Raw genomic sequence first — 16,493 nt, forward strand, 5'->3', positions numbered from 1 at the left:
ATGCGCCGACTCCTCCGCCAAGCACTCCTCCTCCCGGTCCTGTTCGGGCTCATCGGACTCCACACCCGCCACCACACGAACGTGGACGTGGACGTGGACACCAGCCGCCCCCGCTCGGGCGCCGACGCCGACTCCGACGCGGGCGGCACCCGCCACCGCAGCCCCCTGGCTGGCCGCGGCCACGCCTCCGACGCCGCCGACACGCGCACCCGCGCCACCGCCGCCCGCCCGAAGACCCCGGGCGCGCCCGAGCAGCACCCGCACCGGCGCAAGCGCAAGATGGACGACGGGACCGTCCTGGAGATCCCGAAGAAGGGCTCGGCCGACCGCCCGAAGCAGACCCCCGAGTACTCCTCGGGCTACACCGAGAACCTCGACGCGCCGACCCAGAACGAGGACGGCTCGTGGACCATCAACCTGCGCAAGCACGACGACTGGGACCAGGCCGACTTCGACTCCAAGGCCAACCACCTCCAGCAGCTCGGCACGGACGGCTCGCTCACCAAGAAGACCGGCGACGGCGACGACCGCGGCAGCACCGTCGACCAGTGGCGGCGCGACAAGGAGTACGAGATCCTCCACACCTCCGAGAACCAGGCGGAGGTCAACCAGCGGCTCCAGGAGCTCGACCGGCAGCAGATCGACCACGCGCAGGAGCTCCAGCTCGGCGGCAAGGACGAGCAGGCCAACATGTGGGCCATCGACTCGGTCACCAACCACGGGATGGGCGGGCAGATCAACTCGCAGCTCCGGCAGATCCCGGACGGGTCGACGATCAGAATCAACATCGTAGAGTGAGACCCGGAGCCGCGGACCCTGAAGGAGGCGCACCATGAACCACCGCGAGGCGATGGCCCGCAAGATCGGGCTGCTGCGCTCGACCGGGGCGGTCGAGGAGCTGGAGCGGCGCTGGGACGACGCCGGCGAGGACCCCCCGTACGCGACCTACGCCGTCGTCGAGATCGCCGAGGGCGCCGAGCCGGCCCGGACGTGGCCCGGCGGCCTGGACGACTTCTACCGGCTGACGGCCGCCGCGAGCTTCGGCGGCGTCGACGTCAGGCCCGAGGACCAGATCGCCCCGCAGACGCCCGTCGACGCGAGCGGCGAGCCGATCGACGGGCGCGAGTGGCTGCGGATCGGCGACATCGGCTACGAGGACGCCCTCCTCATGGACGCCGCGTCCGGCGAGGTCATGGTGTACGTCGGCTCGTACTTCAAGTACGGCTGGGACTCCCCCGCGGTGCTCACCTGCGCCGACGTGCCCGAGTTCATCGACACCGCGGCGATCGGCCCGCGTCACAAGGAGATCCGCGGCCCCGTGGACCGCCAGCGCGAACCCTGGTGGGAGACCGACCCCTGGTACGCGTACCTGGTCGAGTCCGGCCTGATCGAGGAGGGGCAGTGACCGACGCCGACGCGTACCTGCGGGCCTGGGAGCCCGACAACGTCGTCCGCTACCCGCGGGCCCAGTGGATGCGGGAGTTCGCGGCCCCGGCCGCGGCCTACCCCGAGGTGGACTTCCTCCCCGTGGAGATGTCGGCCGTGTACACCGCGTACCTCACCGGCCGGTTCGAGCTGTACGCCGCCATCGACATCGGCGGCGACTCGGGACTGCGGCTCCGGGTGGTCGGCGGGGTCCCCTCCGACCGGGACAACATGCTGTTCTGCCTCGACACCGCGACCGGGCGCATCCTGCTCCTGGGGGTCGCGGAGGGCACGCTCGAACTCGTGAACTCCACGTTCAAGGCCCTGGCCGAGTTCCTGTACCACTTCGCGCGGTTCGTGGACGAGGACTCCGGCGCGGCCGGTCGCCCGGCGCGGGCGAAGGCCCTGCGCGCGACGCTGCACGGCATCGACCCGGCGGCGCTGGCCGACCGGGAGTCGTGGTGGTCGATCGCGCTCATGCAGCTCGAAGGGACCTTGAGGTGAGCGCGTGATGGAGTACCCGCGGGAGGCCTGGATCGCGAAGGGGATACCGGCGGCGTCGCTCCCCGATGACCTCGACGTCCCCGAGAGCGTCCCGGGCCTGTTCTCCGCCGAGCTCCCCGGCGGTCTGAAGGTGTTCGACCAGATCCAGGTGAGCGCCGACGGCACCGACCTCGACGTGCGGTTCATCGTGCTCGGCGCGGTCGGGCCGGGGTCGAGCCTGCTGTACGTGCTCGACCCGGGGACGGCAGAAGTGCTCCAGTTCGACGCCGCGAACCCGGCGGTGCGCGGGGTGAACGCGAACTACCGGTGGTTCGTGGAGTTCCTGCGCCGGATCGCCGCGGCCGTCGAGGCGGGCGGCGCCCCGGACGCGGGCGCGGTCCTCAACCAGGGCATGCGGTTCACCCTGCGCGCGGTGGACGAGAAGGCGTTCGAGGACGGGGCCTGGTGGCCGAAGGTGTTCAGCACCATCGGCCGGTAGCTAGACCGCCGCGGCCTTGCGCCGGAGGTTCGCCTCCGTGCGGGCCGTGATGTCGTTGCAGGCCTCGCAGACCGAGGCGGGGATGAGTCCGGCCCTGGTGAGCAGCGCGAAGATCTTGCAGCCCAGGCAGAAGCCGAGGGCGGATTCGAGGGTGGCCGCGGCGGTGAGCGCGGCCAGGACGATCCAACCGGCGAGGTCCGCGTCGAAGACGAGGAGCAGGAGCGCCGAGGTCGCCGAGAAGGCGACGCCGATGGCCTGCGCGAAGCGCTTGGGCGGGCCCGGGACGGGCCTGGGGGCCGCCGGGAGCCGCGGGACGATGACGCGGGTGACGAGCTGGCCGAGGACGCTCAGGGTGGGGCCAGTGGCGGCGCGGGCGATGAAGCCGAGCGCGATGACGACCACGAGCCATTCGGCCTGGAAGACCAGGGCGGCGAGGCTCATGAGGACGACTCCGGCGGCGACGAGGCGCGCGGCGACCTCGTTGACCGGGTTCGGGAAGCTGAAGAGTCGGCGCATCGGGCGGATCACTCCAAGATCGGGGACTGGCAGGCGGGCGGCCTGCGAATCCTACATCTCCGATAGGAGTATCGCAATTCACGTCCGGGATCTGGGACGGCGTGCTTCAGTCGTCGAGCTCCAGCTCCGCGGCCCCCTCGGGGTCCACGCGCTTCCAGAGCGCGAAGAGCCGCTCGGCGGCCGCCTGGCTGTCGGGGGTGTCCGGGGCGCCGAGGGCGGCCATGCGCCACATGAGCCCGTGCACCTCGGCCTCGGACTGCGGTTCGGCGTCCACGACTGCCTCGGCCCAGTCGATGCCGCCGCCGGCGGGGCGGACGGTCTGCGCGAGGGACGCGATCACCGCGTCGGCGCCGCGCCCGGCCCGGCGCTCGGCACGCCGCCTGGCGTACCGGACCGCGGCCGCCTCGACGGCGGCGCCGAAGAAGGCGCCCCCGATGATGCCGAGGAACACGCCGCCCACGAGCGGCTCGACCACGGAGCCGGCGAGGACCGCGCCGATCGCGGCCCAGGCCAGCAGCCACCGGAGGCCGAGCCCGTGCACGAGGTCGAGCCAGCGCGGCGGCGGCTCGGCGAAGCCCGCGAGGGCGGCGTCCAGGCGGTCGGCGGCGGGCGCGACCGCGGCGGGCGGGGCGTCGGGGCTCGCGACGAGGACCCACTTCGAGCGGGGTCCGTCGATCAACCAGGGGGCGGCGGGCACGCGGGGCTCCTCGGGGTCAGGGGGTCATCGTCTCGACCAGGCTGTCCTGGAGCAGGTTGAGCCAGGAGTAGACGATGACCGTGGGCACGCGGTCGTCGTCCTCGGGCAGCTCGAACAGCTTGTCCGCGTCGGCTTCGGTCTCGATGCCGAGGCGCACGGCCAGCGCCAGGCGCAGGTCGTTGAGGGCGCCGAGCCAGTGGCGGGAGTCCTCGGCGTCGAGGCTGAGGACGCCGCCGCCGGGGCCGAGCGCGTCGAGGTCGGCGACGAGGGCCCGCGCGTCGGCGCGCTTGCGGGCGATGAGGTCGTTCTCGGTGAAGCGGCGGAACTCGGCGGAGAACTCGGCGTTGTCCTCGCCGTAGGCGTCGGGGAGGAGCCGGGCGAGGACGGGGTCCTCGGGGGGCTCGCTCGGGCCGGTCGCGAAGATCGCGGCGATGGGGTCCTCGACGGGTTCGCCGCGGGTGTCGAGGAGGTCGGTGAGCTGGTCGGCGAGGCCGCGGAGGATGGCCGCCTCGGGGTCGCCGAGGCGGATCGCGGCGCCGCCGGGGAACTGCTCGAAGCCGTCCATCACCGGTCCTGGATCATCGTGGCCCAGAGGCCGTAGCCGTGCATGGCGTGGACGTCGCGCTCCATCTCCTCGCGGCTGCCGCTGGAGACGGCGGCGCGGCCCTTGTTGTGGACGTCGAGCATGAGCTTCTCCGCCATGGCGTCGGTGTACCCGAAGTAGCTGCGGAACACGTACGACACGTAGCTCATGAGGTTGACGGGGTCGTTGTGCACGATCGTCGTCCAGGGGGCGTCGGGCGCGGCGGCCTCGTCCGTCTCGGCGCCGACCGCCTCGGCCGGGGCCTCGGCGCCGCCGAGTCGCGGCAGGATGATCACTCTCCAATGCTCCCATCGAAGGCCGCGGCGGGTCCGGCCGGGCGGTGGACGGTGTGGTGCGGTGAGATGGTACCCGGAGGTGGACGTGATCGCACTCGTGCTCGCGCTGGGCAGCTCCCTCGCGTACGGCGCCGCCGACTTCCTCGGGGGGCTGGGCGCGCGGAAGGCGCACGTGCTGCGCACGGTGATGTGGGCGGCCCCGGCGAGCCTGGTGGTGGAGCTGGTGCTGTGGCCGGTGCTCGGGGCGTCGTTCACCGCGGCGAGCCTGGGGTGGGGCGCGGCTTCGGGCGTGGCGTCGGCGGGGGCGTTCCTGCTGCTGTACCGGACGCTCGCGATCGGGCCGATGAACGTCTTGTCGCCGGTGACGGCGCTGGTGTCGGCGCTGCTGCCGGTGGCGGTGGGCCTGGCGCAGGGCGAGCGGCTGGGCGCGGCGGGCCTGGTCGGGCTGCCGCTGGCGCTGGGCGCGGTGGTCCTGGTGAGCGCCGGGCCGGGGGTGCGGTCGTCAAGGCCCTCAAGGAAGGCGCTGGTGCTCGCGTTCGGCGCGGGCGCGGCCATCGCGCTGCAACTGGTGTGCCTGCACCAGGCGCCGGGCGACAGCGGCGTGGCGCCGCTCATCGCGGGCCGGGCGGTGGCGTCGGCGCTGACGCTGGCGGCGGCCGGGCTGCTGCGCCGGCGGCTCGGGGACGAGCGGCCCGCGTACGCGCTGTCGGTGGCGGCCGGGGCGCTGGACTCGATCGCGAACCTGCTGTTCCTGCTGGCCTCGCGCAGCGGGGACCTCGCGGTGGTCGCGGTGATCGTGGCGCTGTACCCGGCCGGGACGGTGCTGCTGGCGCGGCGCGTGCTCGGGGAGCGGTTGCAGCGCGGCCAGCTCCTGGGGCTGGGGGCGGCGGCGGTCGCGGTGGTGCTGCTGGCCCTCGCGTGAGACGCGAGGAGGCCGCCGGTCCGGACCCCCCTGGCGCCGGACCGGCGACCCCTGTCCCCTCGTGAAAGCACTGCTCCGTCGTGAAAGCCTTGCGAAGTTCGGCTACCCGCCCTCCGGCGGGCTATGCACGATCGGCGGGGATTTTATCGGATCGCTTGCGCCGCAGCGCGGTCCGCGTGGTGGCGGAAGCGGTCGGCGATGGGCGTGCGCACCCTCGCGAGGCCGTCCGCGCGCTCCTGGAGCTCCCACAGGCCCATGGTGAGCCGGTGCGCCTCGCGCGGCTCCTGCGAGTGGCGGTAGGTCCACTCGTACATGTCGAACAGGGGCCACCACGTGTACCCGACGACGTCCACACCGGACGCCCGCAGGTCGTGCAGCGCGGCCACGGACTCGTCGAGCCAGGCGAGCCGGGCCGCGACGGTGCCGGTCACGCAGGTCTCGGTGAGCATCACCGGGGCGCCGTACCGCTCGGCGGCCCCGCGCAGCAGCTCGGCGAGGCCCGCGGTGCCGTCGTCGCGGACAGGCCGCGGGTCGAGGAAGCCGCCGCCGTGGAAGACGCCCGCCTCGAAGACCTCCGTGGAGTGCAGCGGGTAGTAGTTGACGCCCACGACGTCGGGGCGCACGGGCGCCTCGGCGAACCACGCGAAGTCGCCGTCGCCCCAGCCGTGCCCGCGCAGGAACGGCGCGAGCGGATGATCGTCGCCGACGCGGCCGGTGACCAGGTCCTCCACGAGGAACACCTGCTCTTTGAGGCGCGCGGCGTGCTCGCGGTGCTCGGGCGCGTCGGTGTCGCCGGTGAAGCGCATCCCCGCGTCCACGTGGACGAACACGGCGTCGTCCAGGACGTCGCCGATCGCCCGCTGGGTCTGCACGAACCCGCGCGCGAGCTGCCCGGCCATGGCGCTCAGGCCCTCGGGGCCCGAGAGGTAAGGCGGCCAGTACGCGTACTCCCCCGTGAACAGCGCGTGGATCATCGGCTCGTTCACCGGCGTGTAGTCCGTGACGCCGAGGTGCGCATAGCGTTCGGCGACCGCGGCCCCGTACTCGGCGACCCGCTTCGGGTAGTCGGGGTTCGCGAACTGGCCGTCCATCCACAGCGGCGTGCCGTAGTGCATGAGGTCCACGACCGGGCGCAGCCGCAGCTGGGCGAAGCGGTCCATCACGGCGTCGAGCCAGCTCCAGTCCCACCGGCCCGGACCGGGCTCGATCCGGTGCCAGGGCACGCCCCAGCGCACCAGCTCGGCGCCCGCGTCGGAGGCGAGCGCGAGGTCCCCGTGCCACTTGTCGTAGTGCTCGGTGAGCGCGTACTCGTCGATCGCGCGCTCGCCGGGCCGCGACTGCGGCACGAAGGTGTCCTCGACGCCGACCGCGAAGTGGAGCCTGCCGTCGCGGTGCCATGGGTGGGAGGTCATTTGAGTCCTGTCGTTGCGATGTTCTCGATGAAGCGGCGCTGGATGAGGAGGAACGCGATGACCAGCGGCAGGATCGCGATGAGCGATCCGGCCATCATCACGCCGTGGGGGACGATGCCGCTGGGTCCGGTGAGGAGCGTCAGGCCGGAGGTGATGGTGCCCATGTCCGCGTCGGTGGTGAACACCAGCGGCCACAGCAGGTCGTTCCAGTTGTTGACGAACGTGAAGAGCCCCAAGGTGAGCAGGGCGGGGACGGCGTTGGGGAGGACCACCGAGCGGAAGACCCGGAACTCGGAGGCGCCGTCGATGCGGGCGGCGGCGTCGATGTCGCGGGGCAGGGAGAGGAAGAACTGGCGCAGGAAGAAGATCCCGAAGGCGTCGGCGGCGCGGGGCGCGATGAGCCCGGCGTAGGTGTTGACCCAGCCGAGGTCGGCGACGAGCTGGTACAGCGGGATCAGGGTGGCCTGGAACGGGATCATGAGGGTGGCGATGATCGCGACGAGGAGGACCTTGCGCCCGGCGAAGTCGATGCGGGCCAGCGCGTAGGCGGCGAGCGAGTCGAAGACGAGCGCGAACGCGGTGACGCCCCCGGCGAACAGGAAGCTGTTGCCGACCAGCCGCGCGAACGGCAGCTCGGAGGTCACCTCCCTGAGGTTGTCGAGGGTCCACTGGTCGGGCAGGAGGCTCGGCGGGTAGGCGTTGACCTCGGCCGCGGGCTTGAACGCGGTGAGGACGATGATCGCGATGGGCAGCAGCACGATCGCGCTGACGACGACGAGCGCGACGACGGCGAGGACGGTGGAGGGCCGGGTCTCGCGCAGGCGGGTGCGGAGGGCGCTCATGAGGTCAGGTCCTTTTCCTTGCGGCCGAAGAACAGGAATTGCACGAGGCTGAGCAGCAGGGTCGCGATGAGGAGCACGTAGGACAGCGCGGAGGCGAACCCGAGGTCGAGCTTGCGGAAGCCGGACTCGTAGATCTCCATGACGAGGGTCTGCGTGTGGCCGTAGGGGCCGCCGCCGGTCATGACGTAGATCTGGTCGAACGCCTGGAGCGCGGCGATCATCGCGAAGACGAGGACGAACAGCATCGTGTTGGACAGCATGGGGAGCGTGACGTTCCGGAAGCGGTTCCAGGGCCCGGCGCCGTCCATGCGGGCGGCCTCGTAGAGCGAGGTCGGGATGTCCTGGAGCCCGGCCAGGAAGATCACGAAGTAGAAGCCGAAGAGCTTCCAGACGGCGACGAGCGCGACGGCGGGCATGGCGAGCTGGGGGTCCTCCAGGACGTTCCCGATCCTGACGCCCATGCCCTGGAGCCAGTAGTTGAGGAGGCCGACCTGCGGGTCGATGAGGTAGCTCCAGGCGAACGCGGCGACGGCGAAGGAGACCACGAACGGCACGAACAGGGCCGTGCGGAAGAAGGACCGGAACGGCATGCGCGGGCTGTTGAGCAGCAGCGCCAGCGCGAGGGCGGCGATCACGGCGGTGGGCGTGAAGAGCACGGTGTAGAGCAGGGTGTTGAGGACGGCGTCGCGCACGTCGGGGTCGGTGAAGACCGTGGCGTAGTTCTCCAGGCCGATGAACTCCTCGCGGCCGAACCCGCTGGCGTCCATGAAGGACAGGCGGAGGGCGGAGATCATGGGCCAGACGACGAACAGGGCCAGGATGATGAGCGCGGGCGCCAGGAACGCCCAGGCTCTGGCGTTGCGCCCCAGGGGGCTGCCGGTGGCGCGGCGGCGCCCGCCGAGCGGCGCCGGGGGCCGGTACCGGCGGGCGGTCGGGTTCTCGGTGGTCATGGCTTCCTCTCAGGGCGGGACGGCGGCGGACCGGGGGCGGAGGCGCCGAGGTGAGGCGCCTCCGCCGGACCGCTATTCGTCGAGCGCGTCCTGGACCTTGGTCTGGGCCTCGGCGAGCAGGGCGTCGATGTCGCCGCCCGCGACCGCCTGCTGCGTCAGCTCGTCCACCGCCGAGAGCACGTCGGTGGTGTTGACGACGCCCGGCAGGAGCGGCTGACCGGTGCCCGCGATCTCGGTGAGGGAGGCGACGACCGGGTTCTCGGCGACGGCCTCGGCCGGGATGTCGGTGCGCAGCGGCGGCCAGCCCGAGCCGAGCGACCAGGCGACGGAGTTCTCGTCGTTCAGGAAGAAGGAGAAGAACTCCTCGGCCGCTTCCTGCTCGGCGCTGGAGGTGTCCACGGTGACGGCCATGGAGACGCCGATCGCGGAGGCGGCCTGGGCCTGGGGCCCGGCCGGGAGCGCGGCGATCCCGTAGTCGATGCTGTTCTCGGTGGCGATGGAGGCCATCCAGGGGCCGCCGACGGTCATCGCGGCCTTGCCGCCGCTGAACAGCTCGTCGGCGCCGACGCCGTCGACGCCGGTGGGCGAGATCTGGTCGGCGACGATCGCGTCGCTCCAGAACTGGAGGGTCTCGGCGTTCTCGGGCGAGTCGACGACGGCCTTGCCGTCCTCGGCGATGCCGCCGCCGTTGCCGTAGAACAGGGAGGGCCACAGGCCGTTCGCGACGGTGGCGTGGTCGGGCAGGACCACGCCGTACTGCTCGGGGGTGCCGTCGCCGTTCTCGTCCACGGTGAGCTGCTTGGAGGTCGCGACCCACTCGTCCCACGTCTGCGGGAACTCCGTGACGCCGGCGGCGTCGAAGAGCGCCTGGTTGTAGTAGACGGCGAGCGGCACGAAGCCGGTGGGCACGCCGTACTTGGTCCCGTCGACGGTCTCCATCTCGACCGCGCCGGGGTTGAGGTTCGCGGTGTTGCTGGACTCGTCGGCGTAGAAGTCGTCGAGCTCGGCGAACGCGCCCTTGTCGGCGTAGACGGGGAGGCGCTCGGCGGGCATGGCGACGATGTCGGGGCCCTCGCCGGCGGACAGGGCCGTCAGGAGGGTGTCGTCGATGCTGGCCCAGGTCTTGAGTTCGGTCTTGATCTCGACGTCGTCGTGGGCGGCGTTGAAGTCGTCCACGATGCCCTGGAGGACGTCGCCGTCGGCCTCGGTGTAGCCGTGCCAGAAGGTCAGCTCGACGGGCCCGCCGTCGTCGCCCCCGCCGGAGCAGGCCGCCGTGGCGGTGATGGCGAGCGCCGCGCCGACGGCCCCCGCGAGGATTCGCATGCGTGTCATTTCGGAGTTCCCTCTCAAAGCGAGACTGCGCTGTCTGCGCGTGGTCCAACGCCGGAGACCTTCGTTCTACAACGTTGTAACTTCAGGATCGTAGGAACATCCTCCTCCGGATGTCAACGGGACGCGCCCGCTCGGCGCGATTCGTTCCCGTTTCGTGATCATGGCAGCCACCTGCGAATACACCAGATCAGGCTAAACCCGGGCGGCGCTTCTACAACGTTGTAAACCGGATTCCGGGGCCGGATCAGGCGGACTCGCGCGCCACGACCGCGAACTCGGCGGCGCGCGTCTGCGGCGCGGCGTCGGCCCCGTCGGCGCTGATGCGGGCCAGGAGCGTCGCCACCGCGGTGCGGGCGATCCACTCGCGGCCGGGATCGACGGTGGTCAGCGAGGGGATCGCGTACGCGGCCTCGTCGAGGTCGTCGAAGCCGAGGACCGCCACGTCCTGCGGGATGCGCAGGCCCGCCTCCTGGAGCACGCGCATGGCGCCCAGGGCCAGGGTGTCGTTGAAGCCGAAGACCGCGTCGAACTCCACGCCGCGGTCGAGCAGGTCGTGCATGGCGTGCGCGCCGTCGGCCCGGTGCCACAGGGTCGCGCGGGCCACCAGGCGCTCGTCGTACTCGATGCCCTTGGCCGCCAGCGCTTCGCGGTAGCCGCGCAGGCGCAGCCGGGCCGAGCCCATGACCTCGGCCTCGTTCTCGCCGATCACGGCGATGCGGCGGCGGCCGGAGTCGATCAGGTACTCGGTGGCGGCGCGGGCGGCGGCCACGTTCTGCATGGTCACGTGGTCGCAGGGCCACTCGAAGGTGCGCTCGCCGAGCATGACGACCGGGAGCGGCCCGGCGAGGGCCGCGGCGTCCTCGGCCCCGAGGCCGAGCGGGGAGAGGATGAGGCCGTCGGTGCGGTTGAGGCGGGGGCTCTGGAGGAGCGCCAGCTCGCGGTCGCGGTCGCCGCCGGTCTGCTCCACGAGCGTCACCAGGCCCGCCTCCTCGGCGGCGGCGATGACGAAGCTGGCGAGCTCGGCGAAGTAGCTCAGGTTGAGCTCGGGCACGGCGAGCGCGATCGTGTCGGTGCGGCCCGAGCGCAGGCTCCTCGCGCTGAGGTTCGGCTGGTAGCCGAGCTCGGCGATGGCGCGCTCGACCTTCTCGCGGGTCGCGGGCCGGATGTGGGGGTAGCCGTTGACGACGTTCGAGACCGTCTTGAACGACACGCCCGCGAGCTCCGCGACGTCGCGCAGGGTCACCGCCATGGCACCTCCTCAGTCGGTGGCGATTCTACAACGATGCAAACGGGTGGTCGGCGAAGCGGAGGAGGACGGCGGTGGCGTCGTCGTGGCGCTTGGCGCCGGGGTTCGGGTCGCGGGCCTCGCAGTCGCGCACGAGGTCGAGGAGGCCGCCGGTCCCTTCGCGGGCCGCCAGGCCCATGAGGTCGGGCCAGGCGTACTCGTAGCGCTCGGTCAGGCGGGTCAGGCCGTCGGTGCAGAGCAGGAGGTCGCCGATCCCCTCGGCGGTGCCGGTGCGGGCTCTCGCGGCGGCCCGGGGGTCGGCGGCGGCGACCCAGAAGCCGCCGTCGCGGTTGCGGAAGCGGGCGACGTGCTCGACGGGCCAGCGCCGGACCCCGGCGAGGTCGACGGCGGGGGCGCTGGGGACGGCCGCGAGCCGGTCATCGGTCTCGGTGCGGCACTTGCCGTCCCGGTCGGTCCAGGTGATCGCGCAGTCGCCGAGGACGAGCCAATCGAGGGCGTCGGGGCCGGAGCGGACGAGGGCGGCGGTGGCGCCGGGGGTGACGGGGTTGTCGAGGTCGCAGGTGGGCGCGTGGCGGGCGCTGACCGCGTCGATGGCGGCGGCGAGGACGTCGGCGAGCGGGCGGGGCGGGCCCGCCATCTGGACGGCGACCGCTTCGGCGAGGGCGGCGGTGTACCACGGGACGTCGTGGACGCAGCCGTCGTCGGGGTAGCGGGTGATGCCGTCGAGGACGAGCGCCCAGGTGTCGGCGACGAGGAGCAGGTCCTCGTTCGGCGCCGCCGACCCCGGGCGCGACTCGGCTCCGGCCACGATCATGGCCGCCAGCCTATCGGGCGGTCCGCCACACCGCGACGAGAGCCGCGAGACCGGCGAGGACCGGCAGGAGGCCGAGGAGGCCGTAGCCGAGCGGCACGATCTGCTCGTACTGCTCGCCGCCGGTGCCGAGGAGCGTCAGCGAGGTGAGCAGCCCGAGTGCGAAGAGGACGGTCGCGGTGATCCGCGGGGCGGTGCGGCGGGCGCGCAGGAGCGCGAAGATCCAGCCGACCGCGCCGAGGGCGCCGACGCCCACGAGCGACCAGGCGATGGCGTTGCGGTCGAGGGCCACGTCCCCGGCGCTCCAGTCGGGGTAGGCCGCCTCGACGTGCGCGGTGAACGTGTCGAGGGTCGCGAGGTCGAGCAGGGGCAGCACCGCGAGGGCGAGCTGGAGCGCGAGGCCGGCCCAGAGCGCTTGGCGCACTTGGCGCATGCGCGGGTCGGCGGCGGTGGTGTCGGCGGTGGTCATGGTTCCTCCCAGAATCCCGATTCTTACAACGTAAGTTTTCTGCGGGCAATGCTAGACTTACAACGTAAGAATCGTCAACGCGATGGGGGCCACATGGGCGCGAAGCGGACCCGGGGGCAGCGCGCGGGCCTGAGCCGCGAGCGGGTGCTGGAGGCCGCGCTCGGCCTGGTCGAGCGGGACGGCCTGGGCGCCTTGACGATGCGCAAGCTCGCCGCGGAGCTGGGCATCGAGGCGATGTCGGTCTACCACTACGTGCCGAACAAGGACGCCCTCCTCGACGGGCTCGTGGAGCGGGTCGTGGAGCGCGCCGTCGAGGCCCGGCCCGCGGGCGGGACCTGGCGGGAGGCCCTGCGGGAGTACGCGCTGGCGCTGCGGCGCACGCTGCTCGCGCACCCCGAGGTGGTGCCGCTCCTGGCGAGCCGCCCGGCGTTGACGGCGCGGACCATGGCGACGGTCGAGGCGATCTTGGACACGCTGCGGGAGGCGGGCTTCTCCCCCGCCCGGGGCCTGCGGATGATCCACGCGATCACCGGCCTGGCGATCGGCGAGGCCGCCGTCTACGCGGGCGCGGGGCCGGATGCACTGGGGCCGAACGCGGTCGACGCGGAGTCGTTCCCGCTGCTGGCCGCCGCCGTGCGGGAAGGCGCCGCGGGCCTGGACGGGCGCTTCGACTTCGCGCTGTCGGCGCTCCTCGACGGGTTCGCCGAGGCCGCGGCCGGGTGAACGGACACCGCTCTCCCGTGAATCAGCGATGACGTTCCCGTAACCGGGTCATGTGCGAATGATCGCCCTCGTTGACTTCAGGGCCCGCCGGTCCCATACTTCCGAAAAGACTGCATAATATTGGCCTGCCAACCTTTCCGGCCCCGCCCGCGCCCGGAGCACCGGCGCGACGGGCCCGGACTGAGAGAACGCTCTCCGCCCCGGCCCCGTCCGGGTGGCAATCGATCAGTATGGTGGACAACGCTAAACAAATACCCGGTATTCATGCCTTTTTGGACCCGCACGGACTTACGACCTGCACGGATGCACGACCTGCACAGATCGGTGGCCCCATGGCTGAGAGAACCCTCGATACTGAAGCGCTCCAGGAGTACAAGGACTTGATCCAGGAGCAGCTCGACCACCTCGACGACATCATCCCGCGGCTGAAGAAGGGCCAGGTCCTCGGCCGGCTCCCCGCGTTCGGCCAGCTCGACGCCTCGGCGACCGCCCGCACCAACTACGAGACCTTCCACTCCACCACTTGGGAGAACCTCCAGAACCTGCGCGTCGCCCTGAGCGGCATGATGGAGACCCTCCAGGACTCCGTGGACCTGTCGGACGAGAGCGACGACGCCGTCGTGGCCGACATGAACAACTACGAGAACGAGCTCTAGCGTGCCGTCGCGACGGACGCGCGGCGCCGCCGCCGCCATCGCCGCCCTCGCCCTCGCCGGGTGCTCGGCCACCGACGCCGCCACCGACGAAGCACCGCAGCCGAGCGGGTCGTACGCCGTCATGGGCGACTGGCTCGGATGCGAGGTCTTCGGGGACTTCGCCGACCTCCAGGCGCAACTGGGCGTCACCGCCGTGGACGGCGAGCTCCAGAGCGACGCCATCGGGGAGGGCGTCGACGCCGAGGCCGCCGGGTGCGCAGGGCTGTTCGACCTCGCCACGTTCGAGGACGTCCAGGGCACGTTCGAGTACTCCTCGACCGGCGACGCCGCGATCCGCGGCGGACTCGCCCCCTGGAACGACGAGGCCGAGGCCGAGGCGAACTTCGCCGACCGGGTCGCCCAGCGCCGCGAGAACCTCGCCGGGATCGCCTACACCGGCGAGACCGAGGGCGAGCTCGCCGGGGAGTGGGACGAGAGCCTCTACATCTCCGCCGACACCGAGAACCGGACCTACCTGGACGCCTACGGACGCAAGGGCGACTGGGTCGTCTACCTGTCCGTGGACTACCTGCACGACCCGGGGGCGGGCGCCTACGAGTCGGCGCCCGAGTTCTACCCGGACTCCAGCGCCGAGGCGATGGCCGTGTACCCCTTCACCACCGACTCGCTCGTCGCCTGGGTCACCGGCGAGCACCTCACCCAGATACAGACCGACATCCTCCAGCGAGCCGAGAGCGAGGCGGGCCGATGACCGAAGCAGCCGAGATCGAGAAGGAAGACTACGGGGACATCGAGGAGGGCCAGTCGGGCTCGCAGTTCACCACTGCGCAGAACAGCCTGCTGGTCAAGCCCTCCTGTTCGACCGGCGACTGCACGTGCAAAGTGGAGGAGCCCGCCGAGGCGGCCTGGGTCAAGCTGATGTCGGCGGTGCCGCAGGCCTCCCAGATCAACAACCTCCGCGCGGCCCGCGAGGGGACCATGATGCTCCCCGAGGGCCAGACGATCCAGAGCATGGTGAAGTCCATCCGGCCCCAGCCCGAGGCCGACTACGCGCTCGACACCATCCGCGACGCCTGGAAGGACTTCTTCGAGGACTTCCGCACCGTCGGGCCCAAGCTGGAGCAGGGCCTCACCACCCTGTCCTCGGGCTGGAAGGGCGACGACTTCGACGCGTTCGAGGAGCAGGTCGAGACCGTCCTCAAGAACTGCAAGACCATCGGGAACGACATCGGCGGCGAGGACGGCGCCGACGGCGTCATCAAGGTGCTCGACACCAAGCAGTCGGAGATCTTCGACCAGCAGGGCGGCACCGCGTGCGTCTACCCCGCGCCGAAGTTCTACATGGAGGGCACCAGCTGCGGCTCCCACCGCATCCACATCCGCCCCCCGTTCTTCCGCAACTGCGAGATCCGCGAGAACGACGAGACCAAGGCCGCCCTGGAGCTGGCCGGGTTCGACCCGCAGATCGTGGACGAGGTCAGCGAGGGCCGCCAGCAGACGTACGACATGTGGAACGAGTACGTCACCGCCAACCCCGACTACGAGGAGGGCGGGCTCAAGGGCCAGGCGCTGGCCGAGTCCAAAGCGGACGAGTACTCGTCGCAGCGGCTCGACTCGCTGGGCACCCAGGGCGCCAGCCAGCTCGACGAGGAGGCCGCGCGCGTCAACGAGGAGGTGACCGAGCGGCACAGCAACGTCGAGGCCCAGGTCACCGAGATCGCGCCCGACTCCAAGACCGGTGAGCAGACCACGTTCAACGAGGGCCCGGACACCGACTTCCCCGGCCCCGAGGGCCTGGACGACGGCGGCGGCCCGGGCGGGATGCCCGACCTGGACACCTCCAACCTCAACGGCCAGACCGGCCCGAACGACCTCACCAAGCTGAGCGACACGCCCGGCGGGCCCGGGGGCGCCAACGGCCTGAACAGCAACGGGCTCAACGGGAGCGGCCTGGACGCCAACGGCAACCCGATCAACGGCTCCGGGAACCCGCCCGGCGGCTACAACGGGGGCAACAGCGACCTCCAGGGCATCAACGACGACAACCCGTTCGACTCCAGCCAGGACCCCGACAACCTCGGGAGCTACGGCAGCCCGGGCGCGCCGCCCTCCGGCGTCACCGGCGGCAGCGGCCTCGACGGCATCGGCGGGAACGGGTCCTTCAACTCGCCCCCGAACCCCGACGAGGTCACCGGCGGTCTCGCCGGAGGCGGCAACATCGGCTCCCCGCCCGGGGGCATCGGCGGCACCGGCGGCCTCACCGGGACCGGCGGCAGCGGCGGCGGCCTGGGCGGCGGCGGGTACGGCGGCGGGACCAGCCTGGTCCCCAGCAGCCTGCGCCCGCCCACGGGCCCGGGCGGCAGCAACCTGAACCGGCCCGGCTCGACCACGGGCACCACCAAGCCGGGCAAGATCCCCGGCTACACCACGATCCGCAACTCGGGCCCCGGCGCCAACAAGCCCGGCTCCATCGGCGGCTCCGGCCTCAAGGGCGGAGGCGGCGGCCTCGGCGGCTCCAAGCCGGGCGGCCTCGGCGGCTCCTCCGGCGGCTCGGGCCTGCGCGGGCGCGGCGGTGACCGCGGCTCGGGCGCGGGCGGTTCGGGCCTCGGCGGCGGCATGGGCGCCGGAGGC

The 16,493-nt window shown here is 72.1% G+C and carries 19 protein-coding genes and 1 pseudogene; 9 read left to right on the top strand and 11 right to left on the bottom strand.

Annotated features, from left to right (window positions below; genetic code table 11):
* The 4 genes from ACFFXY_RS24225 to ACFFXY_RS24240 are packed head-to-tail and all read left to right on the top strand — an operon-like array spanning position 1 to position 2,407.
* Positions 1 to 798: a hypothetical protein gene (locus ACFFXY_RS24225; protein WP_382356662.1), complete on the top strand. Its 798-nt coding sequence runs from the start codon at positions 1 to 3 to the stop codon at positions 796 to 798.
* Between the two features lie 34 nt (positions 799 to 832).
* Positions 833 to 1,405, top strand: a complete 573-nt coding sequence (locus ACFFXY_RS24230; protein ID WP_382356664.1) for a hypothetical protein — start codon at positions 833 to 835, stop codon at positions 1,403 to 1,405.
* Positions 1,402 to 1,929 carry an SUKH-4 family immunity protein gene (locus tag ACFFXY_RS24235; RefSeq protein ID WP_382356666.1) on the top strand — a complete coding sequence of 176 codons (528 nt, stop codon included), beginning with the start codon at positions 1,402 to 1,404 and terminating at the stop codon, positions 1,927 to 1,929. Before ACFFXY_RS24230 ends, ACFFXY_RS24235 begins: the two co-directional genes overlap by 4 nt.
* Before the next feature lie 7 nt (positions 1,930 to 1,936).
* Positions 1,937 to 2,407 carry an SUKH-4 family immunity protein gene (locus ACFFXY_RS24240; RefSeq protein ID WP_382356668.1) on the top strand — a complete coding sequence of 157 codons (471 nt, stop codon included), beginning with the start codon at positions 1,937 to 1,939 and terminating at the stop codon, positions 2,405 to 2,407.
* Here ACFFXY_RS24240 and ACFFXY_RS24245 read toward each other — a convergent pair whose 3' ends face one another.
* The 4 genes from ACFFXY_RS24245 to clpS all read right to left on the bottom strand — a co-directional run bounded on the left by ACFFXY_RS24245 (position 2,408) and on the right by clpS (position 4,499).
* Positions 2,408 to 2,923: a DUF4395 domain-containing protein gene (locus tag ACFFXY_RS24245; RefSeq protein WP_382356670.1), complete on the bottom strand. Its 516-nt coding sequence runs from the start codon at positions 2,921 to 2,923 to the stop codon at positions 2,408 to 2,410.
* Positions 2,924 to 3,029: 106 nt separating this feature from the next.
* The gene (locus ACFFXY_RS24250) at positions 3,030 to 3,620 is read right to left on the bottom strand and encodes a hypothetical protein (RefSeq protein WP_382356672.1); all 591 of its coding nucleotides are present in this window, start codon (positions 3,618 to 3,620) and stop codon (positions 3,030 to 3,032) included.
* 16 nt (positions 3,621 to 3,636) lie between these two features.
* Entirely contained in the window at positions 3,637 to 4,185 is a 549-nt protein-coding gene (locus ACFFXY_RS24255; RefSeq protein WP_382356674.1) for a DUF2017 domain-containing protein, read from the bottom strand.
* A complete protein-coding gene (gene clpS / locus ACFFXY_RS24260; protein WP_382356676.1) occupies positions 4,185 to 4,499 on the bottom strand; it encodes an ATP-dependent Clp protease adapter ClpS in 315 nt (104 codons plus the stop codon). The genes ACFFXY_RS24255 and clpS overlap by 1 nt, the downstream gene beginning before the upstream one ends.
* An 85-nt stretch (positions 4,500 to 4,584) precedes the next feature.
* Here clpS and ACFFXY_RS24265 point away from each other — a divergent pair, with 85 nt between their 5' ends.
* Positions 4,585 to 5,421 (top strand): EamA family transporter, encoded by an 837-nt coding sequence (locus ACFFXY_RS24265; protein WP_382356742.1) that lies wholly within the window; start codon positions 4,585 to 4,587, stop codon positions 5,419 to 5,421.
* A gap of 143 nt (positions 5,422 to 5,564) precedes the next feature.
* Here the strand turns inward: ACFFXY_RS24265 and ACFFXY_RS24270 are convergent, their stop codons facing one another.
* The 7 genes from ACFFXY_RS24270 to ACFFXY_RS24300 all read right to left on the bottom strand — a co-directional run bounded on the left by ACFFXY_RS24270 (position 5,565) and on the right by ACFFXY_RS24300 (position 12,483).
* The gene (locus ACFFXY_RS24270; protein WP_382356678.1) at positions 5,565 to 6,833 is read right to left on the bottom strand and encodes a family 1 glycosylhydrolase; all 1,269 of its coding nucleotides are present in this window, start codon (positions 6,831 to 6,833) and stop codon (positions 5,565 to 5,567) included.
* On the bottom strand, positions 6,830 to 7,675 hold the full coding sequence (locus ACFFXY_RS24275; RefSeq protein ID WP_382356680.1) for a carbohydrate ABC transporter permease: 846 nt from the start codon (positions 7,673 to 7,675) through the stop codon (positions 6,830 to 6,832). The genes ACFFXY_RS24270 and ACFFXY_RS24275 overlap by 4 nt, the downstream gene beginning before the upstream one ends.
* A complete protein-coding gene (locus ACFFXY_RS24280; protein WP_382356682.1) occupies positions 7,672 to 8,625 on the bottom strand; it encodes a carbohydrate ABC transporter permease in 954 nt (317 codons plus the stop codon). The genes ACFFXY_RS24275 and ACFFXY_RS24280 overlap by 4 nt, the downstream gene beginning before the upstream one ends.
* Positions 8,626 to 8,697: 72 nt before the next feature.
* Positions 8,698 to 9,957 carry an ABC transporter substrate-binding protein gene (locus ACFFXY_RS24285; RefSeq protein ID WP_382356684.1) on the bottom strand — a complete coding sequence of 420 codons (1,260 nt, stop codon included), beginning with the start codon at positions 9,955 to 9,957 and terminating at the stop codon, positions 8,698 to 8,700.
* A 244-nt stretch (positions 9,958 to 10,201) separates the two neighbouring features.
* Positions 10,202 to 11,206 (bottom strand): LacI family DNA-binding transcriptional regulator, encoded by a 1,005-nt coding sequence (locus ACFFXY_RS24290; RefSeq protein WP_382356686.1) that lies wholly within the window; start codon positions 11,204 to 11,206, stop codon positions 10,202 to 10,204.
* A 25-nt stretch (positions 11,207 to 11,231) separates the two neighbouring features.
* Entirely contained in the window at positions 11,232 to 12,017 is a 786-nt protein-coding gene (locus ACFFXY_RS24295; RefSeq protein ID WP_382356688.1) for a protein phosphatase 2C domain-containing protein, read from the bottom strand.
* Positions 12,018 to 12,027: 10 nt separating this feature from the next.
* Positions 12,028 to 12,483: a hypothetical protein gene (locus ACFFXY_RS24300; RefSeq protein ID WP_382356690.1), complete on the bottom strand. Its 456-nt coding sequence runs from the start codon at positions 12,481 to 12,483 to the stop codon at positions 12,028 to 12,030.
* Between the two features lie 93 nt (positions 12,484 to 12,576).
* Between ACFFXY_RS24300 and ACFFXY_RS24305 the strand changes: the two genes are divergently transcribed.
* From ACFFXY_RS24305 to ACFFXY_RS24320, 4 genes and pseudogenes are all read left to right on the top strand, one after another.
* On the top strand, positions 12,577 to 13,206 hold the full coding sequence (locus tag ACFFXY_RS24305) for a TetR/AcrR family transcriptional regulator C-terminal domain-containing protein (RefSeq protein WP_382356692.1): 630 nt from the start codon (positions 12,577 to 12,579) through the stop codon (positions 13,204 to 13,206).
* Between the two features lie 332 nt (positions 13,207 to 13,538).
* The gene (locus ACFFXY_RS24310; RefSeq protein ID WP_382356694.1) at positions 13,539 to 13,862 is read left to right on the top strand and encodes a hypothetical protein; all 324 of its coding nucleotides are present in this window, start codon (positions 13,539 to 13,541) and stop codon (positions 13,860 to 13,862) included.
* Between the two features lies 1 nt (position 13,863).
* Positions 13,864 to 14,613: a hypothetical protein gene (locus ACFFXY_RS24315; protein ID WP_382356696.1), complete on the top strand. Its 750-nt coding sequence runs from the start codon at positions 13,864 to 13,866 to the stop codon at positions 14,611 to 14,613.
* Positions 14,610 to 16,493: pseudogene (locus ACFFXY_RS24320) on the top strand (hypothetical protein); the annotation flags it as partial. The gene ACFFXY_RS24315 and the pseudogene ACFFXY_RS24320, both read left to right, overlap by 4 nt.

This window comes from Glycomyces mayteni (genome assembly GCF_042428885.1).
GTDB classification, from domain to species: domain Bacteria; phylum Actinomycetota; class Actinomycetes; order Mycobacteriales; family Micromonosporaceae; genus Glycomyces; species Glycomyces mayteni.